Here is a 23,696-nt window from a genome sequence, read left to right as displayed (position 1 = left end):
TTATTGAACCAACAACGGAGCCCCAATGAAATTTTCCATCTCTCGCGAAGCCCTGCTGCGCCCGCTGACACTGGTGGCCGGGGTGGTCGAGCGCCGCCAGACCCTGCCGGTGCTCTCCAATGTGCTGATCGAAGTCCAGAACGAGCAACTGGCATTGACTGGTACCGATCTCGAGGTGGAATTGATCGGCCGTGCCACGCCGGCGCTGGTGGACGAGCCAGGCTCCGTCACGGTGCCGGCGCGCAAGCTGATGGATATCTGCAAATCGTTGCCGGACCAGTCCGACATCAGCTTCTCGCTGGAGGACGGCCGTGTCGTGCTGCGCGCCGGGCGTTCGCGCTTCACGCTCTCCACGCTGCCGGTAGCCGAGTTCCCCAACATCGAAGATGGTCAGAACGACACCACCCTGTCGCTGCCGCGCGGCACGCTGAAGTACCTGATCGACTCGACCTCGTTCGCCATGGCCCAGCAGGACGTGCGCTACTACCTCAACGGCATGCTGCTCGAACTGGCCGACCATCTGGTGCGCACGGTCGCCACCGATGGCCACCGTCTGGCGGTCTGCGAACGCAGCGCCGAGATCGAGATGGAGGCACCGCGCAAGCTGATCGTGCCGCGCAAGGGCGTGCTGGAGCTGACGCGTCTGCTCGACGGCAGCGACGAGCCGGTCGAGCTGATGCTGGGCTCCAACCACATCCGCGCCAACACCGGTGAATTCACCTTCACCTCGAAGCTGGTCGATGGCAAGTTCCCCGATTACGACCGGGTCATTCCCAAAGGCGGCGACAAGGTCTTCATCGCCGAGCGCGGCGAACTGCGCCAGAACCTGGCGCGTACGGCGATCCTCTCCAACGAGAAGTACCGCGGCGTGCGCCTCCACCTCGAGGAGAACAACCTCAAGGTGATGGCCAACAATCCCGAGCAGGAAGAGGCCGAGGAGAACGTCAGCATCGAGTACTCGGGCGATGCGTTGGAGATCGGCTTCAACGTCGGTTATCTGATCGACGTGCTCAACGTGCTGGATGCCGACCGCATGCAGATGACGCTGTCGGACGCCAACAGCTCGGCCCTGATGGAAGAGCCGGGTGGTGGGGATGCGCGCTACGTCGTCATGCCGATGCGCCTCTGAGTGCAGGGAAGTGGCTGCGCTCGATCATGCTTTGTTAAAAACCGGCGAACCTTGCTCACTTATACCCACATAAGCTCCGCTGGTTCGCCGATTTTTGCCGCGCCTGATCGTCGCTCGCCAACTTCTTCCATCTCGGCGGTTAAATGTTCGGGTGCTTCTTTCCACGCTGCCCGCAGTCCGGGCGTTTCCTCTCGTCTCTTGCCATGAGTTGTCACGTGCCATGCCGCTCGATCGGTTGAGTTTCCACGGCCTGCGCAATCTGGGGGCGCTCGAGATGGCACCCGGGCCGCACATCAATCTGATCACCGGGCCCAACGGCAGCGGCAAGACGTCGCTGCTGGAGGGCATCCACGTGCTGGGGATGGCGCGGTCGTTCCGGACCCAGAAGCTCAAGGCGCTGATCGACCACGACGCCGATGAAGTGACGCTGTTCGGGCGGCTGGCCGGCGACCCGCCACTGCCGGTCGGGGTGCGTCGCCGCCGCGATGGCACCGAGCTCGAGCTGCGGGTCAATGGCGAACGCGCCGCGCGCATCACCCAGTTGGCCGAGGCGCTGCCGCTGCAGTTGATCAACCCCGATGCCTTCCGTCTTCTCGAAGGCTCGCCGGCCGCCCGACGCGAGTTCCTCGACTGGGGCGTGTTTCACGCCGAGCGGGAGTTTCTGGACAGCTGGAAGCGGGTCAGAAGGGCCTTGAAACATCGGAATGCCCTGCTCAGACATGATAGAATCGACGTCCAGTCGATCCATGTCTGGGAGCGTGAACTCGCCCACTGGAGCGAGCGTCTGGACGGGCTGCGCGCGAGCTACATGACGCGCTTCTTGCCGGTGTTCGAAGAGACCCTGGCGGCGCTGCTGCCATTGCCGGATCTGACGCTGCGCTACTCGCGGGGATGGGATCGGCAGCGGGCCCTGCTCGAGGTCTTCGAGGCCGGGCGCGATACCGATCGCCAGATGGGCTTTACCCAGCAGGGGCCACAGCGTGCCGACCTGCGCATTCGCGTCGGCCGCCATCCCGCGGTGGAGGTATTGTCGCGCGGTCAGCAGAAGCTGGTGGTCAGCGCCATGAAACTGGCCCAGGGACGCCTGCTCGAGCAGTTGACGGGAGGCACCTGCCTTTACCTGATCGACGACCTGCCGGCGGAGCTCGACGGCGATCATCGGCGGATCTTCTGCCAATGGTTGGAGCGGCTCAACTGCCAGGTCTTCATCACCAGCGTCGATCGCGCGGCGCTGGCCGACGTCTGGCAGCCACAAACGGATGTCGTGGCATCGAAACTGGCCGGCGGGCGGCTGCATTCGGAATGATTTCACCATGGAGTGAGCAATGAGCGAACAGGCCTACGATTCATCGAGCATCAAGGTCCTCAAGGGATTGGACGCGGTGCGCAAGCGTCCCGGCATGTACATCGGCGATACCGATGACGGTACCGGGCTGCACCATATGGTGTTCGAGATCGTCGACAACTCCATCGACGAAGCGCTGGCCGGTCATTGCAGCGAGATCCGGATCGTCATCCATCCGGACGAGTCGGTGACCGTCTCCGACGACGGCCGCGGCATCCCCACCGATATCCACGCCGAAGGCGTCTCCGCGGCCGAGGTCATCATGACCGTGCTCCACGCCGGCGGTAAGTTCGACGACAACTCCTACAAGGTGTCCGGTGGCCTGCACGGCGTGGGGGTCTCGGTGGTCAACGCGCTCTCGGAGCAGCTCAAGCTGACCATCTGGCGCAACAACCAGGTCCACGAACAGATCTATCATCACGGTGTGCCGCAGGCGCCGCTCGCCATCGTCGGCGAGACCGAGAAGTCCGGTACCCAGATCAGCTTCAAGCCGTCCAGCGATACCTTCGCCAATATCGAGTTTCATTACGACATCCTTGCCAAGCGCCTGCGCGAGCTGTCGTTTCTGAACTCCGGCGTCGCCATTCGCCTGCTCGACGAGCGCGACGGCCGCGAGGAGCTGTTCCACTACGAAGGCGGCCTGCGCGCCTTCGTCGACCATCTCAACACCAATCGCACCGCGATCAACCCGGTCTTCCACTTCGAGATCCAGCGTGAAGACGGTATCGCCGTGGAAGTGGCGATGCAGTGGAACGACACCTTCACCGAGAACGTGTTCTGCTACACCAACAACATTCCGCAGCGTGACGGCGGCACCCACATGGCGGGCTTCCGCGCGGCGCTGACGCGCACCCTCAACAGTTACATCGAAGCGGAAGAAATCCAGAAGAAGGCCAAGGTGGCGACCGCCGGCGACGACGCCCGTGAAGGTCTCACCGCGATCATCTCGGTCAAGGTGCCGGATCCCAAGTTCTCGTCGCAGACCAAGGACAAGCTGGTCTCTTCCGAGGTCAAGACCGCGGTCGACCAGGAGCTGAGCCGTCAATTCTCCGACTACCTGATCGAGCATCCCAACGAGGCCAAGGCGATCGTCAGCAAGATGATCGATGCCGCGCGTGCCCGGGAAGCGGCGCGCAAGGCCCGCGACATGACCCGGCGCAAGGGTGCGCTGGATATCGCCGGGCTGCCCGGCAAGCTGGCCGACTGCCAGGAGAAGGACCCCGGTCTCTCCGAGCTCTACCTGGTGGAGGGCGACTCCGCCGGCGGCAGCGCCAAGCAGGGTCGCGACCGGCGTACCCAGGCGATCCTGCCGCTCAAGGGCAAGATCCTCAACGTCGAGAAGGCGCGCTTCGACAAGATGCTCTCGTCCGCCGAAGTGGGCACGCTGATTACCGCGCTGGGCTGCGGCATCGGGCGCGAGGAGTTCAATCCGGACAAGCTGCGCTACCACTCGATCATCATCATGACCGATGCCGACGTCGACGGCTCGCACATCCGCACGCTGCTGCTGACGTTCTTCTTCCGCCAGATGCCGGAGCTGATCGAGCGTGGCCACGTCTTCATCGCCCAGCCGCCGCTCTACAAGATCAAGCGTGGCAAGCAGGAGATGTACCTGAAGGACGAGCAGGCGATGACCGACTACCTCACCACCACGGCGCTGGATGGCGGGCGGCTCTACGTCAATGCGGACTCGCCGGGCATCGCGGGCGAGAATCTGGAAGCGCTGGTCAACCAGTATCGTGACGTGATGAAGCGCATCGACCGGCTGTCACGGGTCTATCCCAACGCCGTGCTGCGCAAGATGGTTCACGCGGTCAAGCTCGACGAAACCAATCTCGACGACCGCAACACCATGCAGAACTGGATCGACGAGCTCCAGGTGGCGATGGACTCGCTGATCGCCCATGAGGGCGGCCCGCGCTATACCTTCCAACTGCAGGAAGACACCGAGCGCGGCCTGTGGATGCCGAGCGTGGCGCTGACGGCTCACGGCGTGACCACGGATTATGTCTGGGGTATCGACTTCTTCCGCAGCGCCGACTATCGCGCGCTGGCCACCCTGGGCGAGACCCTCGATGGCCTGATCGAAGAGGGCGCCTATATCGCCCGTGGCGAGCGCCAGAAGCCGATCGGCAACTTCTACGATGCGCTCGAGTGGCTGATGCTGGAAGCGCAACGCGGGCTCAGCATCCAGCGCTACAAGGGGCTGGGGGAGATGAACCCGGATCAGCTGTGGGAGACCACCATGGATCCGGGCTCACGGCGCATGCTGCGGGTCTCCATCGAGGATGCCGTCGCCGCCGACCAGATGTTCAACACCCTGATGGGCGACGAGGTCGAGCCGCGTCGTGATTTCATCGAGCGCTTCGCGCTGGTGGCCAATCTGGACATCTAAGGGCCGTCCCTTCGGGTTACACGTCGAATCCGCTCAGGCTTCGTTGCGTGACTGGACAAGGCCCTAGTACCGGGTCCGCCAGCGCGGGCCTGTCGAACCAGCGGCTCATCCCTCGGGATGGGCCGTTTTTTTTGCCTGTCGTTGGCGCGGCAGCCCGCCTTGTCGAATTCAATCGGCCGTGACCTCGGCCCCGCGATATAGCGCATTGGTCGATGCGACTTTGGGTGGAGAAGCCGAGCCCGTCTGGCCGGAAAGCGCACCACCATGCGCGGTGGCGTCGGCCAGTGGCACCCGACGCGACCGGGCGTGCATCCATGGTTGTATTGTTAGGCAAAAGCGGTTGGGCAATAGTCGCGATCACCCCACCAAGGCATCGAATAAAGTGGGCCGTTTCGTAAAAGAACGAGATACCGCTCCCCAACAAGAAGAGGAATCGAAGGGATGCATGCCAATCGAAACAAGATCTTCATGAACTGCCTGGGACTGGCTCTGCTGCCATTCGCGCTTGCGCTGCCGACGAGTGTAATGGCTGCCGATACCGCTACCAACGGCGAGGTCGAGGTGCTCAACTGGTGGACCTCGGGCAGCGAGGCCAAGGCGCTGGGTGCGCTCAAGGATGGGTTGTCGGAGCAGGGAATCGGCTGGAAGAACATGCCGGTAGCGGGCGGCGCCGGCACCAACGCCATGGCCGTGCTGCGCTCGCGGATCACCTCGGGCAACCCGCCGACGGCGGCCCAGGTGCTCGGCTACGATGCCCAGGACTGGGCCAAGCGCGACGCCTTGAGCTCGCTCGACGAGGTCGCCGAGGCAGGCAAATGGGATGAGGTCTTCCCGCAGCCGTTGCAGCAGTTCGCCAAGTACGAGGGCCACTGGATCGGTGCGCCGTTCGAGATCCATTCGACCAACTGGGTCTGGGCCAACAAGTCGTTGATGGATGAACTGGATATCGAGCAGCCCAAGACCTGGGACGACTTCATCGCGTCGCTGAAGAAGGCCAAGGACGCGGGCTACACCGGCCTGGCCTATGGCGGCCAGCCATGGCAGGACACCACGGTGTTCGAGAACGTGGTGCTGGCCACCGGGGGCGCCGACTTCTACCGCAAGGCGATGATCGACCTCGATCCCGAGGCGCTGAACTCCGCCACCATGGCCCAGGCGTTCGACCATCTGCGCGAGCTGCTGCAGTACAAGGACGACAACTCGCCCGGCCGTGACTGGAACTTGGCCACGGCGATGGTGATCAACGGCAAGGCGCTCTACCAGATCATGGGCGACTGGGCGAAAGGCGAGTTCCTCAATGCCAATCTCACGCCGGGCAAGGACTTCATGTGCTTCCGTACCCCGGGCACCCAGGACGCCGTGACCTTCAACAGCGACCTGATGATCATGTTCGATACCGACGATGCCCAGCAGCAGCAGATGCAGCAGACCATGGCCACGATCATCGGCTCGCCCGAGTTCCAGATCGCCTTCAGCCAGATCAAGGGCTCCGTGCCGGCGCGGATGGACCTCTCCGCCGACAAGCTGGACGCCTGCGCCCAGCGCGGTTACGAACAGGTCAAGGCTGCGGCCAAGAACCACACCCTGATGGGTAGCATGGCGCACGGCTATGCCGCACCGGCGTCGGTCAAGAACGCCGTCTTCGACATCATCTCCTCGTTCGTCAACAGCGACATGCCCAGCGATGTCGCCGCCGAGCAACTGGCGATGGCGGTGCAGGGCGCAACGTCCTGATGATTGGCCCCGCCGCCAGGCGGGGCGTCTCGTTCACGAGCCGAGAGTGATGTGATGTCCAATGCTTCTCCGGAGCAGGACGGTGGTGCGCGGGAGCGCCTGCAGCGCTGGCTACCCAAGCTGGTGCTGTCGCCCTCCTGCGTTCTGGTCCTGTTCTTCGTCTATGGCTTCATCGCCTGGACCAGCTACATCTCGTTCAGCGACTCCGGCATGATGCCGGACTACACCTGGGTCGGGTTGCACCAGTGGTCGCGGTTGTGGACCTCCTGGACCTGGGGGATCGCGCTGCACAACATCTGGGTCTTCGGGCTGCTCTATATCATCAGCTGTATCGTGCTGGGCCTGATACTGGCGATTCTGCTCGATCAGCGGATCCGGGCCGAGGGCGTGCTGCGCACCATCTATCTCTACCCGATGGCGCTCTCGTTCATCGTCACCGGTACCGCCTGGCAGTGGTTTCTCAACCCCGGGCTGGGGCTGGAGAAAACCATGCACGACCTGGGCTGGCAGAGCTTCAGCTTCAACTGGCTGATCGATTCCAACATGGCGATCTACACCGTGGTGATCGCCGCGGTCTGGCAGGCCACCGGCTTCGTCATGGCGATGTTCCTGGCGGGGTTGCGCGGCATCGACGGCGAGATGATCAAGGCCGCCCAGATCGACGGCGCCCCGGCCTGGAAGATCTATGCCCGCATCATCATCCCCCAGCTGCGACCGGTCTTCCTGAGCGCAGTCGTGGTACTGGCGCATCTGGCGATCAAGAGCTTCGACCTGATCGTGGCGATGACCGGCGGCGGGCCGGGCAATGCCACCGCGGTGCCGGCGACCTTCATGTACTCCTACGCTTTCTCGCGTAACGAAATGGGTATCGCCGCGGCCAGCGCGGTGTTCATGCTGGCGGTGATCGCCGCGCTGATCATCCCCTATCTCTACTCCGAGCTGCGGGAGCCCCGATCATGAGTGCCGCTTCCTTCACGGCACGCCGGGGTCTGGCGACCCGGGCGGTGCTCTACGCGATCCTGGTGCTGTTTGCGGTCGTCTATCTGATGCCCCTCTACGTGATGCTGACCACGTCGTTCAAGACGCTGGAGGAGATCCATCAGGGCAACATGCTGGCGCTGCCCGGCGAATGGACCCTGGATCCCTGGCGCGAAGCCTGGGGCAGTGCCTGCATCGGCCTCGAGTGCAACGGGGTGCACGGCTACTTCTTCAACAGCATCAAGATCGTGGTACCGGCGGTGCTGATCTCCGGGCTGCTGGGCGCGTTCAACGGCTACGTGCTGACCAAGTGGAAGTTCCGCGGCCACAAGATCGTGTTCGGCCTGATGCTGTTCAGTTGCTTCATCCCGTTCCAGATCATCCTGCTGCCGATGGCCCGGGTGCTGGGCATTCTGCATCTGGCCAACAGCACCGGTGGGCTGGTGCTGGTCCACATCGTCTATGGCATCGGGTTCACGACCCTGTTCTTCCGCAACTTCTATGCCAGCTTTCCGGACGAACTGGTTCGGGCGGCGCAACTCGACGGTGCCGGTTTCTTCACCATCTTCTTCCGGATCCTGCTGCCGGCGTCGGTACCGATCATCGTGGTCACCATCATCTGGCAGTTCACCAACGTCTGGAACGACTTCCTGTTCGGCGTCTCGTTCGCTTCCGGCGACAGCGCGCCGATCACGGTGGCACTCAACAATCTGGTCAACAGCTCCACCGGGGTGAAGGCCTACAACGTCAACATGGCGGCAGCGATGGTGGCGGCGGTGCCGACGCTCATCGTCTATATCCTCGCGGGCAAGTATTTCCTGCGCGGGTTGATGTCGGGATCGGTCAAGGGTTGAGGATCACATGAGCTTTCTGCATATCAACAACGTTCACAAGCGCTTCGGCGAGACCCATGTCCTGAAGGGCATCGACATCGCGATCGAGCAGGGCGACTTCCTGGTCCTGGTGGGGCCATCGGGCTGCGGCAAGTCGACGCTCTTGAACATGATCGCCGGCCTCGACTCGATCAGCGAGGGCGAGCTGCTGCTCGACGGCCGCTGCATCAACGACGTGCACCCCTCCCGGCGCGATATCGCCATGGTGTTCCAGTCCTATGCGCTCTACCCGAGCATGACCGTGGCCGGCAACATCGGCTTCGGGCTGGAGATGCGCAAGGTCCCGCGCAAGCAGCGCCGTGAAGCGATCGACCGGGTCGCCAAGCTGCTGCAGATCGAGAACCTGCTCGACCGCAAGCCGGGCCAGCTCTCCGGCGGCCAGCGCCAGCGGGTGGCGATGGGGCGGGCGCTGGTGCGCGATCCGCAGCTGTTCCTGTTCGACGAGCCGTTGTCGAACCTGGATGCCAAGCTGCGCGTCGACATGCGCACCGAGATCAAGCAGCTGCACCAGCGCCTGGGCACCACGATCGTCTACGTCACCCACGACCAGATCGAGGCAATGACACTGGCCTCCCGGATCGCGGTCATGCGTGGCGGCGAGCTGCAGCAGCTGGGGACGCCGCAGGCGGTCTACGACGACCCCAACAACCTGTTCGTCGCCGGCTTCATGGGCTCGCCGTCGATGAACCTGGTCAAGGCGCGGATCGTCGAGCAGGATGGGCTGCCGGTTGCCCAGGTGGCGACGGAGGCGTCCACCCTGACACTGCCGATCGTGCGCGACCGTGACGCACTGCGTGACTGGCGCGACCGCGACGTCATCCTGGGGCTGCGGCCCGAGGCGATCACCGACCCGGCCAGTGCCAATCATCGCGAGGGCAACATCCACGAGGCGGAGCTGCCGGTCGCGCTGGTCGAGCCGACCGGGGCGGATCTCTATGTGGTGACGACGCTGGGTGGAACCCATGTCAACGCTCGCATGCGCCCCGGCACGCCGTTACGTCCGGGCGAGCGGACCCGGTTCGCCTTCGACGTCTCGCGCATGGTGGTGTTCGACCCCGAGTCCGAGCGGCGTATTCGCGACGAGCGCGTCGCCGAGGCCACCCCGATCGGGGAGACGGCCTGACAGGGGCAGGGGGCAGCGGCGCCGAGAGCCGCTCAGCGCTGCTGGGCGACGAACTCGCGGATGCCCTCGGCCAGGCGCCGGCCCTGGCGCTCCAGTGCTTTGCCTTCGACCATGCCGACACCGAGTATCAGCCCGCGGCGAGGGTCGCCCGGTCCGCAGACCCGGCTCAGCGGCCGGGTGACCAGGTGGTGCCGGTTCAGCAGATGTTGCGCCAGGCGCTCGTCGTCGAGTGTGGGCGAGAGTGCCAGACTCAAGCTGATATTGCCGGCCGGCGGCGAGAGATCGGTGACCCCGGGGACGTCGGCCAGCAGCTCGTGCAGCCGTTGCTGGCGCTCCAGGTACTCCTGCGCCATGCGTCGACACCAGCGGTCGAGATCGCCGTCGTCGATGAACGTGGCCAGCACCGCCTGGTCCAGCAGGCGCCCTTCGCGAAAGACGCCGGTGCGTACCCGGTTGATCGCGGTGCTCAGCCCCCTCGGCACGATCAGGTATCCCAGACGCAGGCCCGGAAACATCAGCTTGGAAAAGGATCCGACCAGGATCTGGTTGCCGCGCTCGGGATCGAAGGCCAGCTCGTGGTGCCCGCCGTCGCCGAACTCGTAGTCGTCCTCCAGAATCCAGTCCGGTTCGAGAGCGTCGATCAATCCATGTTTGTGAGTGCTTACTGATGACACCCCCAACGGATAATGGTGGGCGCCGGTGAAGTAGAGCAGTCTGGGGTGTGGCCGAGGCAGCGAACCGACATACCCGTGATGCGGCTCCCAGATGGCGTGGTCTATCTCGAGGCCGGCGGCCTGGAAGACGTTGCGCGCGCCCCAGTAGAACGGCGAGTCCATGACCGCACGATCGCCATGGTCGGCCAGCGTCAGGGCGCATAGCTGCAAGCCATGATGGGCGCCCTCGGTGATGACGATCTGGTCCAGTCCGCAGTCGATGCCCCGCCACCGGGCGAGGTAGCCGGCGATGGCACGTTTCAAGGGGCCGTAGCCGCCGGATGCGTAGGCGAGCAGCAGCGTGTTGTGGGGTACGGTGATCCGCGAGTAGAGCTGTCGCCAGCGGGCAATGGGGAAGTGCGCGATATCCGGAACGCCCGGCACGAAGGCGCCGCTCTGCAGCGGGCTGGCCCCCACGTCATTCAGCAGATCACCGGCGCGGCGGGAGATCGGCCCGATGTCGGCAACCCGTTGCTCTCGCAGGGGTGAGTGCTTGCATACCCAGGTGCCCTTGCCGTGGTCGGTCACCAGATGACCCTGGCGGATCAGACTCTCGACGACGCCGGCCAGCGTGTTGCGGGCCATGCCGAGCGCGCCACACAGGGTGCGATGCCCGGGCAGCCGCTGGCCGTTCTGCCACCGCTGCTCGATGAGCGTCAGCAGGGTCTGCTCGAGACGGCAGTACTTGGTCAGGTGGTCGGGCTGGGCCAGGTAGCCTTGCCGGATGTGGTCCAGCGCCTGACGACGGTCGTCCATGGCCTACCTCACGAGAGACGCGGAAACGTCCGCGGATTATGCGGGGAGAGCTCCATGTGGTCCACCGCCGTCGGGAAGTGGTCTAGTCCCGCTTGCCCAGCGGAGTGATAGCGTGGCGTCAGGGCCGAGTCCCGCGGCGGGATCCGGCCTATCAAAAACAACCTGAAGAGACCCCCTCATGTCGAATGCTCCTCAACCCGCGGAGCTCGTGCGAGTCCTCGCACGAGCGGATGTCCTGGCCCTGGCTTTCGGCGCCATGATCGGCTGGGGCTGGATAGTCCTGACCGGTAGCGCCATCCTCGATGGCGGCAGCGTGGGCGCGATACTCGCTTTCGTCATCGGCGGCATTGCGGTGCTGCTGGTGGGGCTGACCTATGCCGAGCTGGCGTCGGCGATGCCCCAGGTCGGTGGCGAGCACGTCTACAGCTATCGCGCGCTGGGCCATTTCGCCTCGTTCGTCTGCACCTGGAGCATCGTGCTGGGGTATGTCAGCGTGGCGTCGTTCGAGGCGGTGGCGCTGCCGACGGTCGTCGAGCACCTGTTCCCCGGCTACGCCGTCGGCGACCTGTGGACCATCGCCGGCTGGGACGTCAAGGCGACCTGGGTCGCGGTGGGCGTACTCGGTTCGCTGGTGATGATGGCCGTCAACTACGTGGGGATCTCCACCGCGGCGCTGCTGCAGAAGGTCGTTACCGGGCTGATCCTGGTGGCGGGCGTGATGTTCGTGACCGGATCGCTGTTCACCGGCGACGGCGGCAACATGCAGCCGCTGTTCGCCAGCGGCGAGCACGGCGCCTTCGGCGGCATCGTGGCGGTACTGGTGCTGGTCCCGTTCCTGTTCGTCGGCTTCGACGTGATTCCCCAGGCGGCCGAGGAGATCAACCTGCCATTCCGCGATATCGGCAAGGTGCTGGTGCTCTCGGTCATCATGGCGGTGTGCTGGTACACCCTGATCATTCTCGGCACCAGTCTGATGCTCGACAACGAGACGCTCAAGGGGAGTTCGCTCAGCGTCCCGGACGCGATGACGGCGGTGTTCGACGGGGACTGGGCCGGCAATCTGATGGTGCTGGCGGGGATCGCCGGGATCATCACCAGCTGGAACGCGTTCTACATCGGCGGATCACGGGCGATCTACGCCCTGGCGCACTCCGGCATGCTGCCCGCGTTCCTGGGCAAGCTGCATCCACGCTACAAGACTCCGACCAACGCGATCATCCTGATCGGCGTGCTCTCCACCGCGGCGCCGTTCTTCGGGCGTCCGGCGCTGGTATGGCTGGTCGATGCCGGCGGCCTGGGTATCGTGCTCGCCTATCTGTTCGTGGCGCTATCGTTCGTCATCCTGCGCTATCGCGAGCCTGACATGCCGCGTCCCTATCATGTCGGTGCCGGCAAGCTGGTCGGTGTGCTGGCAGTGCTGCTGTCGCTGGGCATGACCTGTCTCTACCTGCCAGGCAGCCCTTCGGCGCTGACTTCCGTCGAGTGGTCCATCTTCGCTGGCTGGATGATCGCCGGATTGGCACTGTACGGATGGGCTCGGCGGCACTACGGTCGAGAGATGGGCGATCGCCTCATTCGGGCAGCCTACGATAAAGCCTGATCCCGATTTCATGGCGCGCCGCCTGCCGAAACCGACGACGACGCGCGATTCACGTTAACGGCATCCGATGCCGTGTCAGGAGGAGTGATCCATGACCAATGCAGAACTCAACGAACTCAAGCAGCGCTACGTGGCCAGCGGTGCGGCCAGCCCGGCGGTCGAGTTCGCCGCGCGGGCGGAGAACGCCGAACTGTGGGACGAGGACGGCAAGCGCTTCATCGACTTCGCTGGCGGCATCGGCGTACTCAACATCGGCCATCGCCACCCCAAGGTGGTCGAGGCGGTCAAGGCGCAGCTCGACCGTGTCATGCACACCTGCCAGACGGTCATGCCCTACGAGGGCTATGTGCGCGTGGCGCAGAAGCTCAGTGAAGTGACGCCGGTCCGTGGCCACGCCAAGGTGATGCTGGCCAACTCCGGCGCCGAGGCGCTGGAAAATGCGGTCAAGGTGGCGCGGGCCGCCACCGGGCGCTCCAGTGTGATCTGCTTCACCGGCGGTTACCACGGGCGTACCTTCATGACCATGGCGATGAACGGCAAGGTGGCGCCGTACCGCAACGACTTCGGCCCGATGCCGGGCCAGGTCTACCGCGCGCCCTATCCGGTGCCGTCCATCGGCGTCAGCGAGGAAGAGGCGCTACGCCACCTCAAGATGGTGCTGAAGACCGATGCCAACCCCAGCGATACCGCCGCCATCGTGATCGAGCCGGTGCTGGGCGAGGGTGGCTTCCATGCGGCGCCGGCCAGCTTCCTGAAAGCGCTTCGCGAGATCTGCGACGAGCACGGCATCCTGCTGATCGTCGACGAGGTGCAGTCCGGCTTCGGCCGTACCGGCAAGTTGTTCGCCATCGAGCACAGCGGCGTCGAGCCGGACATCATGACCATGGCCAAGAGCATGGCCGACGGCATGCCGATCTCGGCCGTGGTAGGTACCGACAAGGTCATGGACGCCTCCGGCGGCAACTCGCTGGGCGGCACCTACACCGGTAGCCCCGTTTCCTGCGCCGCGGTACTGGCCGTGCTGGAAGTGTTCGAGGAAGAGCGCATCCTGGAACAGAGCCAGGCGCTGGGCGAGAAGCTCAAGGTGCGCTTCGACAAGTGGCAGCAGGACTACGCCTCGGTCGCCAACGCGCGCAACCTGGGTGCCATGGCGGCGTTCGATCTGGTCAGCGACAAGAAGAGCGGCGTGCCCAATGCCGAACTGGCGGGCAAGCTCTGCAAGACCGCTCGCGAGCGCGGCCTGATCCTGCTCTCCTGTGGTCTCTACGCCAACACCATCCGTTTCCTGATGCCGGTCACCATCGGCGACGACGTGCTGGAGGAGGGGCTCGACCTGATCGAATCGATGCTGAGCGAATTCGGCGCCTGAACGGCGCGATGTCCACCCCGCCTGGCGGGGTGGCACGCCGAAACGAGCCGACGCTGTTGTCCAGCGTCGGCTTTTTTCGCCTCGATAAAAGTGAGCGCTTACTTACCTTGTGTGTCTCGCGTCCGCTGCATATCGATATGCGGAATCCCGTCTTCCACATAGATATCGCCGATCGGTTCGAAGCCGTGACGGCCGTAGTAGGCTTGTAGATGCGCCTGGGCGGACAGCCGGGCGCTGCGGCCGGGCCACAGCGATTCGATGCGCGTCAGCGCGGCTCGCATCAGGTCGTGGCCCAGGCCGCCACCGCGATGGGCGGGGTGGATGACGACGCGCCCGATGGAGGCCGGTTGGTCGACCGGATCGGGCACCAGCAGCCGCAGGGTGGCTGCAAGCTGGTTCGCCGCCAGGACCTGCAGGTGGTGCGTCGATGCCGCCAGGTCGCGGCCGTCCAGCTCCTGATAGGCACACTGCTGTTCGACCACGAACACCGCCTCGCGCAGCGACAGCAGGGTATACAGCCCGGCGGGGTCGAGCTCTGGCCCGGTCTGCCATATCCAGTCGTATGATCGCATCTGTCCCTTTCCTTGCAGCCGTCGAGCCATCATCATCGATGACACTTTGGCTGGCATATTACGCAGCGCGCCGCGGAATGTCAGTGGCGCCGGAGACAGGAGAGAGCATGACCAACCTGGCGATCGATTACGACGACGTGGCGGCGGCGCACCGGCGGCTGGCGGGCATTGCCCACCACACCCCCGTGCTGCGTTCGACGGCGGCAGACGAGCGCAGCGGCGCTTCGCTGCATTTCAAGGCGGAACATCTCCAGCGCATCGGCGCCTTCAAGTTTCGGGGTGGCTACAACGCCATCAGCCAGTTCGATCGTGAGCAGAAGGCCGCGGGAGTGATCGCCTTCTCCTCCGGCAATCATGCCCAGGCGATCGCGCTCTCGGCCAGGCTGCATGGCATTCGCGCCGTCATCGTGATGCCCGAGGATGCGCCGGCGATCAAGATCGCGGCCACGCGGGGCTACGGTGCCGAAGTGGTGCTCTACGACCGCTATACCCAGGATCGCGAGGCGCTGGGCCGGGAACTGGCCGAGGCCGAGGGCCTGACGCTGATTCCGCCGTTCAATCACCCACACGTCATGGCCGGGCAGGGCACCGCCGCCAAGGAGCTGTTCGACGATGTCGGTGAGCTGGATGCGCTGATCGTGCCGCTGGGCGGTGGCGGGCTGTTGTCGGGCTGTGCCACGGTCGCCAGGGCGCGCTACCCGAGCTGCCGGATCATCGGGGTCGAGCCGGAAGCCGGCAACGATGCCCAGAGAAGCCTGGCCAGTGGCGAGATCGTCTCGATTGCCACCCCGCGCACGATCGCCGATGGCGCCCAGACCCAGGCGCTGGGCAGCCTGACGTTCCCGGTACTGCAGCAGTGCGTCGACGAGATCATGACCGTCACCGACGCCGAGCTGGTCGAGACGATGGGCTTCCTGGCCGGTCGCATGAAGCAGTTCGTCGAGCCCACGGGCTGCCTGGCGGCGGCGGCGGCTTTGGCCGGCCATACGAGGATCGAGGGGCAGCGTGTCGGGATCGTGCTCTCTGGCGGCAACGTCGACCTGAACCGCTTCGCCGAACTGATCCAGTCGGCCCAGGCGTAATCCGCTGTCCGGCGTGGATCAAAGTTGAGGCGCGAGTTCTCGGAGCAGTGACCGGGTGATCTCCTGCCACTCGTCGTCGAGGCTCTGGTCCGGCACCTGGCGTCCCGCCTGCCGATACCAGTAACCGGCATTGCCGATATCGCCTTCCCAGCGGTGAAGATAGGCGTGCACCCAGGCGGCCCGTCGGCCGGCTGCGGAATCCACCTGATCGTGGGCTTTGGACCACTCGGACTTGCCGGCCCACCAGAGTGCGCGCAGCTCGCGATTCAGATCGGCGGGGGGAGACGGTCGATCGAGACTGCCCAGGAAGGTCGTCATGTTGGTCATGGCGCTGTCCCTCTTCTGTAGTCTGTCCTCATCTCACTGTAGCCAAGTAAAGATCGGCCCGACACAACGTGGATCAAGCCGGCGTCCGTGAACCGGGCGCGCCGAAGGGTGGCGAAGCCGTCGAGCTCGCCACCCCTACCACCCGCGCGCCGGGGCCCTTGCGGACCCCGGACCTCATCGGTCGGTCTAGAAGAAACCCATGGGATTGATGTCGTAGCTGATCAGCAGGTTCTTGGTCTGCTGATAATGCTCCAGCGCCATCTTGTGGGTTTCCCGACCCACACCGGACTTCTTGTACCCTCCGAAGGCGGCATGGGCTGGATATTGGTGGTAGCAGTTGGTCCAGACCCGGCCGGCCTGGATGCCCCGGCCCATGCGATAGGCGCGGTTGATGTCGCGGGTCCAGACCCCGGCACCCAGTCCGAATTCGGTGTCGTTGGCGATGGCCAGGGCTTCTTCCTCGTCCTTGAAGGTCGTGACCGAGACCACCGGGCCGAAGATCTCCTCCTGGAACACGCGCATCTTGTTGTTGCCCTTCAGCAGCGTGGGCTGGATGTAGTAACCCCGAGAGAGATCGTCGGAGAGCGATTCCCGCTCGCCGCCGGAGAGGAACTCCGCACCTTCGTCCCGCGCCACGTCCATGTACGACATGATCTTGTCGAACTGCTCCTGGGAGGCCTGGGCGCCGACCTGGGTCTCGGTATCCAGTGGGTGACCACGCTTGATCTTCTTGACTCGCTCGAGGACCTTGGCCATGAACTCGTCGTAGATGCACTCCTGGACCAGGGCGCGGGAAGGGCAGGTGCAGACTTCGCCCTGGTTGAGAAAGCCCATCACCAGCCCTTCGGCGCACTTGTCGATGAACGCCGGTTCGGCGGACATGATGTCCTCGAAGTAGATGTTCGGGGATTTGCCGCCCAGCTCCACCGTGGAGGGAATGATGTTCTCGGCGGCGCATTTCATGATGTGCGAGCCGATGGGCGTCGAACCGGTGAAGGCGATCTTGGCGATGCGCTTGCTGGTGGCCAGCGCCTGGCCGGCCTCTTCGCCATAGCCGTTGACGATATTGATGACGCCCTTCGGCAGGAGATCATGGATGATCTCGATGACCTTGAAGATCGAGACCGGGGTCTGTTCGGCGGGCTTGAGCACGGCACAGTTGCCGGCGGCCAGTGCGGGCGCCAGTTTCCAGGTGGCCATCAGGATCGGGAAGTTCCACGGAATGATCTGACCGACGACGCCCAGCGGTTCGTGGAAATGGTAGGACGCCGTGTTGTCTTCGATCTCGGCGGTGGTCCCTTCCTGGGCCCGAATGCAGCCGGCGAAATAGCGGAAATGGTCGATCGCCAGCGGGATGTCGGCTGCCAGCGTCTCGCGCACTGCCTTGCCGTTGTCCCAGGTCTCGGCGACCGCCAGCATTTCCAGATTCTGCTCCATGCGATCGGCGATCTTCAGCAGCAACGTCGAACGCTCCTGTACGGAGGCCTTTCCCCACGCCGGAGCAGCCTTGTGGGCGGCGTCCAGCGCGGTATCGATATCCTTCTGACTGGATCTGGCGACCTCGCAGAACACTTCCCCGGTAACCGGGGTGATGTTCTCGAAGTACCGCCCCTCGGCCGGCGGTATCCATTCACCGCCGATGTAGTTCTCGTACCGCTTCTCGAAGCCGACGATGGCATCGGCTGTGTTGGGGTTGGCGTAGCGCATGATGAGCGTCTCCGATTATTGAGGGTAGCGACCTCTAGCTTTCTCTCCCAATCTGCGCTCTCCACTGCCTTCGTGCCATTACGCTTTAGGCGACTTCCTCGACCAATGAGCCGGCGGAGGGTTCGACCAATGGCGAACGGTCAGGAAACATGCTGGTGGTACCATGGATCGTATGGTTCAGCGACCTAAAAGGAGGGTCTGACCATGTTCCAGACTCAGCAAGAGAATGCCCAGAATCGCCCGCTGACCGACGATAGCGGCTGCTGTCAGATGAGTTCGATCAACCTGCTGGACGATAGCGTCTCCACTCAGAAAGAGGTGCAGGACCGTAATGTGCTGCAGCTTTATCTGCTGACGGTTCAGGTCAGGGCATTGATGGACGTGGCCTGCCATCAGGGGCATGCCGAATTCCTGACCGAGCGTCTGCGTTTCCATACCGAGCAGCTGGAATCACAGTTTTCCAACTTGGTGAACAAGCATAAAGGCTCCTCGTACACCCGCCATTTCTATGCTCAACAGCAGCAGCGCTTCAATGCCGAGATCGAGAAGCTCATTGGTGCGCTGGAATCGTTGGGCGAGCAGTACCGCAAGAACTCTCAATAATGTCATCCCTACCGCTTGGAAATCCGCCACGGTGAGTAGTTCGCGTTCAGCCATGGCGGATTTCGTATTGTCGCTCCCTTGGCATCACCCAGCTCGGCAATATGCTTGTCGGGTACTAGCCCCCTGACTCGGCCGGCTAGCTCCGGCCCCTCCTTCCGCGGCATCGGTGCTCTGGGTTTTGACGTATACAAGAGTGAGGTGTTTCACGTGAAACCCTCCGTTCATCAGGTTTCACGTGAAACATTCCTCTCAATGGGAGTCGGTCTGAATCTGACTCAGGAAGTCGTTACATGGCGTGGTTTCATCGGCGCTCGGCGATACTAATGCCAACAGCGCTGCCGCTGGCGTCGCCACGGTCCCGAGGAATGCCCCTACCGCACCCCGTGCCAACAGCGAGCCGGCATCGACCCCGGGTGACGGATTCTTCATGGTGCCGTGCACATAGAGCGGTGAGCGCAAGGTGAACACGCGCGCGCCCTTGCTCTCCGGTTCGATATTCAGATCCAGGCCTTCCGTCTTGAAATTGACCGTGCCGTCGACCCGGATCAGAGCGTTCTCCGTGTCGATGACGAAGAAGCGGGTCTTCGCCAAGCCGTCGTCGACCTCCAGGTTGGTGGCCGCACAGTTGATATCGACCTGCTCGTCGCCGAACAGCTGGCCCACGAGATAGTTCCCGACGTTGAGCCCGGCCAGTTCCATCAGGTTCTGGCTGATGACGCCATCGCTGATCAACATCTGCAAACTGCCGTTGCTGCTGCCGAGAATGGCGGCCACCGAGTTGCCCGTGCCACTGAGCGTGGCATCGCCGTTGAGTTCGCCACGGCTGTTCTGCATCAGGTCAACATCGGGAAACATCTCGCTGAGCAGCAGGCGGCGAATGTGCATGTCCACACGACTCTGCATCGGCTCCTGGCTACCATCGAGCCGCAGCGTGGTATTGAGGTTGCCGCTAGCAACGCCGAAACGCAGTGGATCCAGCAGGATCTCGCCGTCTTTCAGGGTCACGTGGGTATAGAGGTCGTCCAGCGGCAGCGAATCACCATGTTCGATACGTTGAGCCGTAAACTTGACGTCGGCATCCATGGTCCGCCACTGGGCAGTCTGGAACTCGCTGACCGGTAGCACCTTGTCCGGCGGCTGCTGGCTCTCCCCACTCTGGTTCCCTTCGCTCTGATCTTCGGTGCCGGTATCGGCACCGATCAGCGGCGCCAGATCGGCGAATCTCAGCTGGCGCGATACGACCTCGCCGGTGAGAGACGGTCGCGGCTCGCCGAGCAGGTAGGTGAGATCACCATGGATATCGCTCTCCCCGATCTGGCCGTCAAAGTCCTGATAACGAAACGACAGCGCTTCCTGGCTGTCCAGGTTTGCGGTGAGATGCCCTCGGGTAGAGTAGGGGGGCGTGTCCGGCAAGGTCACGCCGATCACGTTGTAGAGATCCCCCAGGTTCTGGCCGGAGAAACTGAGATCCATGTCGATCTTCTTGGGAGCGAGAGGATCGGTGAGTGTGCCGTTGACCGACACCCGGGTCGCCCCCGCCTGGAGATCTGCCTGTACGGGGTAGGCAGCACCGCGCTGACGTAACGCCGCCAGGTCGCCCAGCCGACCACTGCCCTCGAAAGTCTGATTTTGGTAGCTGCCCTGGGCGCGCCATCCGAAACGATAGTCGGCGACCTGCTGCTCGGCGACGGCCTGGCCGGCGGCACTCTCGCTGTCGGTCAGCGCGTCGAAGGCGATCGGTTCACCCAGTAGCTCCACCGTGGCATCGACATTGGCCGCCAGCGTTGCATCCTGGTAATGAAGGTCGATGGGGTCGAAGGCAATCTCCCCCACGTCGACAGTCCAGCCGCCTTGCTGATCACTGTCATCCGGCTGCGATGCGTCATCGCCGGTACCGAGATCGAATGTCCAGTTATTGCTGCCATCCTGGAGGCGGACCAGTGTCGCCTCACCGCCGGTGATCTCGATATTGGGTATGGAAAGCGTCTTGTGCAGCAGCGGGAGCGGTGACAGCACGATGTCGAGTGCAGTCAGGCTCGCCAGATCGGCGTCGGTAACCGTGTCAGGGCTGCCCAGATGGATATCCTCGGCACGCAGATGGGGCCATGGTACCCAGCTATGCCAACCGGACTCGCCTTCCGGGCGCTGCCAATCGAGACTGAGATCCCCCTCGATGGCGAAGGGGCGGTGAATGGCTTCCGACACGCGCTGATTGATAGTCGGCTTCAGGCGGTTCCAGTCGAAGGTGAGAATGATGACGATCATCGCCACCAGGATGATCATGACGACCGCCACTACCCAGAGGCTGATCTTCTTTCCCAAAGTCATTTCCGTAAGCCCGTCCGTTGGGGATAACCCAAGGGTAGTTCAGGACGAGGGTTGCGTTTGTGATTTAAAGTGACGACAGCCACTGGCCTCAGTGACCTGTTTCACGTGAAACAAGCCGTGGACACCATCTCGGATCGGGCATCACGAAGGGTTCCGGTCCTAGCCAGCCTGATCGCGAGTGATCCTGGTCACGAAATCATCGAGGTCGTGGCATATCCACGTCGAAGGGAATGCGGATCGCACCTGATCCACGTAGCGCTGGCCCTTGCCGGTCTCTACCAGTGCCGTACGACAGCCCGCCGCGATACCAGCTTGAATATCGCGCAGGCTGTCGCCGACCATCCAGCTCCCCTCGAGGCTTGGTATGGCGAGATCCCGCTGCAGTTGCAACAGCATGCCTGGCTTGGGCTTGCGACAGTCGCATCCGGCCTCCGGGCGATGAGGGCAGTGAAGCACTCGGGTTATCTCACCACCGGCCAGGCGAGCCTTTTCCAGCATCGTTTCATGGATGGCCGTCAAGGTCTCTCCGCTGTAATAGCCGCGGCCAACGCCAGACTGGTTGGTTGCTACCGCGACCGTCCAGCCCGCGGCTCCCAGCCTTGCAATGGCTTGGAACGCCGTGGGGTAGGGGTGCCACTCATCCACTGACTTGATGTAGGCGTCGGAGTCTTCGTTGATGACGCCGTCCCGATCCAGAATGATCACTTTCTTCAAGCTGCAGCCTCCATGGGCCAGGACTTTGAGTCCACGATTTTACCAGCTGACAATAACGTAAAAACGGATACGTCTGGATGGCGAACTTGTTCCACGTGAAACATCGGCTTGAGCTTGGCGCCGACGGGCTCAGGTCCCGGGCGGCCAAACTTTTGCCTGGACTTTGCGGTACCCCGCCCGAATACGAAAAAGCCCGGCGCCCTGATCTTAGATCAGAACGCCGGGCCCTGCTGTTTCACGTGAAACAGTGAAGCCAGCGGCTACTGCTGCAGTTCCGAGATGTCGGCGACTTCGAGGAACAGCGCCTGCAGGCTGGCCAGCAGCGCCAGTCGGTTGGTCCGCACGGCGTCGTCCTCCACGGCGACCATGACCTCGTCGAAGAAGCGATCCACCGGGGCCCTCAGGGTGGCGAGAATGTCGAGAGCCTCCGCGTAGGCTGCTTCGCGGAATAGGGGGTCGACCTGGCTCCGGCAATCGGCGACGGCGTTGGCCAGGGCGATCTCGGCCTCCTCGGTGAGGAGCTTGGCATCCACGTTGGCACCGGCATCGTGTGCCTGTTTGGCCAGAATGTTGGAGACCCGCTTGTTGGCGGCGGCCAGCGAGGAGGCTTCTTCGCGCTGGCTGAAACGGTGGACGGCGCGGAGACGACGTGCGAAGTCCAGCGGGCGCGTCACCGGCCGGGCCCGGACGGCCAGGTAGACGTCCACCGGGAAGCCTTCGTCCTGGGCCCAGGCGCGGAACCGGTCGAGCATATAGGCCATGACGTCGTCTACCAGGCCGTCGGCCTTGGGCAGGGCCCGGTGCTGGGATGCGGCAAGTTCCAGCAGCTCGCGCAGGTCCAGATCCAGCTCACCCTTGATCAGGATGTTGAGCACGCCGATGGTGGCACGACGCAGAGCAAACGGGTCCTTGGCGCCGGTGGGGCGCTGGCCGATACCGAAGATGCCGGTCAACGTATCCAGGCGGTCCGCCAGGGCGATCGCCATGCCGGTGGGCGTGCTCGGAATCCCGTCACTGGCGAAACGCGGCAGGTACTGCTCGTGGATGGCTTCGGCAACGGCTTCCGATTCACCGTCGTGACGGGCGTAGTAGGTGCCCATGATGCCCTGCAGTTCGGGGAATTCGAGCACCATCTCCGTGACCAGATCGCACTTCGCCAGTTGGGCGGCGCGGGCCGCCGCCTGGGAATCTCCGCCTATCTTGCCGGCGATGAACCGTGCGACGACCTCGCTGCGCGCGGCCTTGTCGGCGAGAGATCCCAGCTCGCGCTGGAACACGACGCTGGCCAGGGATTCGCGGCGGGCCTCCAGTGTCTTCTTACGGTCGGTCTCGAAGAAGAAGGCGGCATCGGCCAGGCGTGGGCGGATCACCTTCTCGTTGCCGTAGATGACCTGCTGCGGGTCTTCGCTGTCGATATTGGCCAGCGTGATGAACTGCGGCTTGAGCTTGCCGTCGGCATCGAGCAGGTGGAAGTACTTCTGGTTGGCCTTCATCGAGGAGATCAGGCACTCGGCGGGCACCTCGAGGAAGCGCTCGTCGAAGCTGCCGGTGAGCGCTACCGGCCACTCGACCAGGCCATTGACCTCCTCGAGCAGATCGTCGTCGATGACCGCCTGGGCGTCGTGCACTTCCGCTTCGGCGAGTACCTGCTCGCGGATACGCTCGCGACGGCGTTCCAGACTCACCAGCACGTAAGCATTCTCGAGCACGGACTCATAGTCGTCGGCGTGGGCGAGTTCGATCGGGGCCGGGGCGTGGAAGCGATGCCCCTGTGTCGTACGACCGGACTCCAGGCCGAGTACGCTGGCCGGCACGACCTGATCGCCGTAAAGCAGCACCAGCCAGTGGACCGGACGCGAAAACTCGATGCGCGAGGCGCCCCAGCGCATGTTCTTGGGGACCGGCAGGGCGCTGATGGCGGCATTGACGATAGCAGGCAGCAGTGTCTCGACGGTGTCTCCCTGCTGTCGTTCACGGTAGCCGAGCCAGGTGCCCTTGTCGGTCTCCAGGTGGATCAGATCGTCTACCGTGACGCCACAGGAGCGTGCGAAACCTTCGGCTGCCTTGGTCGGCTGGCCGCCCTTGTAGGCGGCTGCCAGCGCCGGGCCGCGCTTTTCGACCTCCCGATCAGGCTGCTTGTCGGCGAGCGCCTCGATGCGCACGGCAAGACGCCGCGGCGAGGCGAGGGCGTGCGCCGTACCATGGGGAATCTCGGCCTCGTCGAGCCCCTTGGCGACACCGTCGCGCAGGGCGAAGGCGAGGTTGGCCAGCGCTCCCGGCGGCAGCTCTTCGACGCCCAGTTCGATCAGTAGCGTGTTGACTGCCATG

Annotated in this window: 18 protein-coding genes; 11 read left to right on the top strand and 7 right to left on the bottom strand. The window is 63.8% G+C overall.

The features are described 5' to 3' along the window. Positions 1 to 25: 25 nt before the first annotated feature. The 7 genes from dnaN (at position 26) to DOM54_RS04600 (ending at position 9,597) form a co-directional block, all read left to right on the top strand. Positions 26 to 1,129, top strand: coding sequence for a DNA polymerase III subunit beta (gene dnaN / locus DOM54_RS04630; protein ID WP_110601626.1), 1,104 nt, complete (start codon positions 26 to 28; stop codon positions 1,127 to 1,129). A gap of 220 nt (positions 1,130 to 1,349) precedes the next feature. Further along, positions 1,350 to 2,435: a DNA replication/repair protein RecF gene (gene recF / locus DOM54_RS04625; RefSeq protein ID WP_110715225.1), complete on the top strand. Its 1,086-nt coding sequence runs from the start codon at positions 1,350 to 1,352 to the stop codon at positions 2,433 to 2,435. Positions 2,436 to 2,454: 19 nt separating this feature from the next. Beyond that, a complete protein-coding gene (gyrB, locus tag DOM54_RS04620) occupies positions 2,455 to 4,869 on the top strand; it encodes a DNA topoisomerase (ATP-hydrolyzing) subunit B (protein WP_110715224.1) in 2,415 nt (804 codons plus the stop codon). Positions 4,870 to 5,310: 441 nt separating this feature from the next. Beyond that, positions 5,311 to 6,603 (top strand): ABC transporter substrate-binding protein, encoded by a 1,293-nt coding sequence (locus DOM54_RS04615; RefSeq protein WP_240613769.1) that lies wholly within the window; start codon positions 5,311 to 5,313, stop codon positions 6,601 to 6,603. Positions 6,604 to 6,657: 54 nt separating this feature from the next. Continuing rightward, complete coding sequence (locus tag DOM54_RS04610) at positions 6,658 to 7,563, top strand: carbohydrate ABC transporter permease (RefSeq protein ID WP_110715223.1); 906 nt, start codon at positions 6,658 to 6,660, stop codon at positions 7,561 to 7,563. Beyond that, complete coding sequence (locus DOM54_RS04605; protein ID WP_110715222.1) at positions 7,560 to 8,435, top strand: carbohydrate ABC transporter permease; 876 nt, start codon at positions 7,560 to 7,562, stop codon at positions 8,433 to 8,435. The genes DOM54_RS04610 and DOM54_RS04605 overlap by 4 nt, the downstream gene beginning before the upstream one ends. Before the next feature lie 7 nt (positions 8,436 to 8,442). Then, complete coding sequence (locus DOM54_RS04600) at positions 8,443 to 9,597, top strand: ABC transporter ATP-binding protein (protein WP_110715221.1); 1,155 nt, start codon at positions 8,443 to 8,445, stop codon at positions 9,595 to 9,597. Positions 9,598 to 9,629: 32 nt separating this feature from the next. Here DOM54_RS04600 and DOM54_RS04595 read toward each other — a convergent pair whose 3' ends face one another. Continuing rightward, on the bottom strand, positions 9,630 to 11,066 hold the full coding sequence (locus DOM54_RS04595; protein WP_110715220.1) for an aminotransferase-like domain-containing protein: 1,437 nt from the start codon (positions 11,064 to 11,066) through the stop codon (positions 9,630 to 9,632). Between the two features lie 178 nt (positions 11,067 to 11,244). Between DOM54_RS04595 and DOM54_RS04590 the strand changes: the two genes are divergently transcribed. Together DOM54_RS04590 and gabT are read left to right on the top strand one after the other, a co-directional pair. Next, complete coding sequence (locus DOM54_RS04590; protein ID WP_110715219.1) at positions 11,245 to 12,666, top strand: APC family permease; 1,422 nt, start codon at positions 11,245 to 11,247, stop codon at positions 12,664 to 12,666. A gap of 91 nt (positions 12,667 to 12,757) precedes the next feature. Beyond that, entirely contained in the window at positions 12,758 to 14,035 is a 1,278-nt protein-coding gene (gene gabT / locus DOM54_RS04585; RefSeq protein ID WP_110601610.1) for a 4-aminobutyrate--2-oxoglutarate transaminase, read from the top strand. 98 nt (positions 14,036 to 14,133) lie between these two features. Here gabT and DOM54_RS04580 read toward each other — a convergent pair whose 3' ends face one another. Then, complete coding sequence (locus DOM54_RS04580) at positions 14,134 to 14,607, bottom strand: GNAT family N-acetyltransferase (RefSeq protein WP_110715218.1); 474 nt, start codon at positions 14,605 to 14,607, stop codon at positions 14,134 to 14,136. A gap of 107 nt (positions 14,608 to 14,714) precedes the next feature. Here DOM54_RS04580 and DOM54_RS04575 point away from each other — a divergent pair, with 107 nt between their 5' ends. After that, positions 14,715 to 15,689 carry a threo-3-hydroxy-L-aspartate ammonia-lyase gene (locus DOM54_RS04575; RefSeq protein ID WP_110715217.1) on the top strand — a complete coding sequence of 325 codons (975 nt, stop codon included), beginning with the start codon at positions 14,715 to 14,717 and terminating at the stop codon, positions 15,687 to 15,689. Positions 15,690 to 15,707: 18 nt separating this feature from the next. Here the strand turns inward: DOM54_RS04575 and DOM54_RS04570 are convergent, their stop codons facing one another. Then, the gene (locus DOM54_RS04570; protein ID WP_162302631.1) at positions 15,708 to 16,016 is read right to left on the bottom strand and encodes a hypothetical protein; all 309 of its coding nucleotides are present in this window, start codon (positions 16,014 to 16,016) and stop codon (positions 15,708 to 15,710) included. A 186-nt stretch (positions 16,017 to 16,202) separates the two neighbouring features. Then, positions 16,203 to 17,723: an acetaldehyde dehydrogenase ExaC gene (exaC, locus tag DOM54_RS04565; protein ID WP_110715216.1), complete on the bottom strand. Its 1,521-nt coding sequence runs from the start codon at positions 17,721 to 17,723 to the stop codon at positions 16,203 to 16,205. A 204-nt stretch (positions 17,724 to 17,927) separates the two neighbouring features. Between exaC and DOM54_RS04560 the strand changes: the two genes are divergently transcribed. After that, positions 17,928 to 18,326, top strand: coding sequence for a hypothetical protein (locus DOM54_RS04560; RefSeq protein WP_110715215.1), 399 nt, complete (start codon positions 17,928 to 17,930; stop codon positions 18,324 to 18,326). A gap of 249 nt (positions 18,327 to 18,575) precedes the next feature. Here the strand turns inward: DOM54_RS04560 and DOM54_RS04555 are convergent, their stop codons facing one another. The 3 genes from DOM54_RS04555 to glyS all read right to left on the bottom strand — a co-directional run bounded on the left by DOM54_RS04555 (position 18,576) and on the right by glyS (position 23,695). Then, positions 18,576 to 20,648 (bottom strand): AsmA family protein, encoded by a 2,073-nt coding sequence (locus tag DOM54_RS04555; RefSeq protein WP_206019016.1) that lies wholly within the window; start codon positions 20,646 to 20,648, stop codon positions 18,576 to 18,578. 165 nt (positions 20,649 to 20,813) lie between these two features. Next, entirely contained in the window at positions 20,814 to 21,359 is a 546-nt protein-coding gene (gene gmhB / locus DOM54_RS04550; RefSeq protein ID WP_420852731.1) for a D-glycero-beta-D-manno-heptose 1,7-bisphosphate 7-phosphatase, read from the bottom strand. A gap of 269 nt (positions 21,360 to 21,628) precedes the next feature. Then, complete coding sequence (glyS, locus tag DOM54_RS04545) at positions 21,629 to 23,695, bottom strand: glycine--tRNA ligase subunit beta (RefSeq protein WP_110715212.1); 2,067 nt, start codon at positions 23,693 to 23,695, stop codon at positions 21,629 to 21,631. Between the last annotated feature and the right edge of the window lies 1 nt (position 23,696).

Source organism: Salinicola acroporae, assembly GCF_003206615.1.
In the GTDB taxonomy this organism is placed as follows: Bacteria; Pseudomonadota; Gammaproteobacteria; order Pseudomonadales; family Halomonadaceae; genus Salinicola; species Salinicola acroporae.
Note: the sequence above shows the minus strand (reverse complement) of the source record. Positions and strands in the feature narration are given on the sequence as shown.

Bases quoted from the DNA above. Each gene is read 5' to 3' on its own strand.
- exaC (WP_110715216.1), bottom strand. From the start codon at position 17,723: ATGCGCTACGCCAACCCCAACACAGCCGATGCCATCGTCGGCTTCGAG.
- DOM54_RS04595 (WP_110715220.1), bottom strand. From the start codon at position 11,066: ATGGACGACCGTCGTCAGGCGCTGGACCACATCCGGCAAGGCTACCTG.
- glyS (WP_110715212.1), bottom strand. From the start codon at position 23,695: ATGGCAGTCAACACGCTACTGATCGAACTGGGCGTCGAAGAGCTGCCG.
- DOM54_RS04610 (WP_110715223.1), top strand. From the start codon at position 6,658: ATGTCCAATGCTTCTCCGGAGCAGGACGGTGGTGCGCGGGAGCGCCTG.
- DOM54_RS04615 (WP_240613769.1), top strand. From the start codon at position 5,311: ATGCATGCCAATCGAAACAAGATCTTCATGAACTGCCTGGGACTGGCT.
- DOM54_RS04560 (WP_110715215.1), top strand. From the start codon at position 17,928: ATGTTCCAGACTCAGCAAGAGAATGCCCAGAATCGCCCGCTGACCGAC.
- DOM54_RS04590 (WP_110715219.1), top strand. From the start codon at position 11,245: ATGTCGAATGCTCCTCAACCCGCGGAGCTCGTGCGAGTCCTCGCACGA.
- DOM54_RS04600 (WP_110715221.1), top strand. From the start codon at position 8,443: ATGAGCTTTCTGCATATCAACAACGTTCACAAGCGCTTCGGCGAGACC.
- DOM54_RS04580 (WP_110715218.1), bottom strand. From the start codon at position 14,607: ATGCGATCATACGACTGGATATGGCAGACCGGGCCAGAGCTCGACCCC.
- DOM54_RS04570 (WP_162302631.1), bottom strand. From the start codon at position 16,016: ATGACCAACATGACGACCTTCCTGGGCAGTCTCGATCGACCGTCTCCC.
- DOM54_RS04575 (WP_110715217.1), top strand. From the start codon at position 14,715: ATGACCAACCTGGCGATCGATTACGACGACGTGGCGGCGGCGCACCGG.
- recF (WP_110715225.1), top strand. From the start codon at position 1,350: ATGCCGCTCGATCGGTTGAGTTTCCACGGCCTGCGCAATCTGGGGGCG.
- dnaN (WP_110601626.1), top strand. From the start codon at position 26: ATGAAATTTTCCATCTCTCGCGAAGCCCTGCTGCGCCCGCTGACACTG.
- gabT (WP_110601610.1), top strand. From the start codon at position 12,758: ATGACCAATGCAGAACTCAACGAACTCAAGCAGCGCTACGTGGCCAGC.
- gyrB (WP_110715224.1), top strand. From the start codon at position 2,455: ATGAGCGAACAGGCCTACGATTCATCGAGCATCAAGGTCCTCAAGGGA.
- DOM54_RS04605 (WP_110715222.1), top strand. From the start codon at position 7,560: ATGAGTGCCGCTTCCTTCACGGCACGCCGGGGTCTGGCGACCCGGGCG.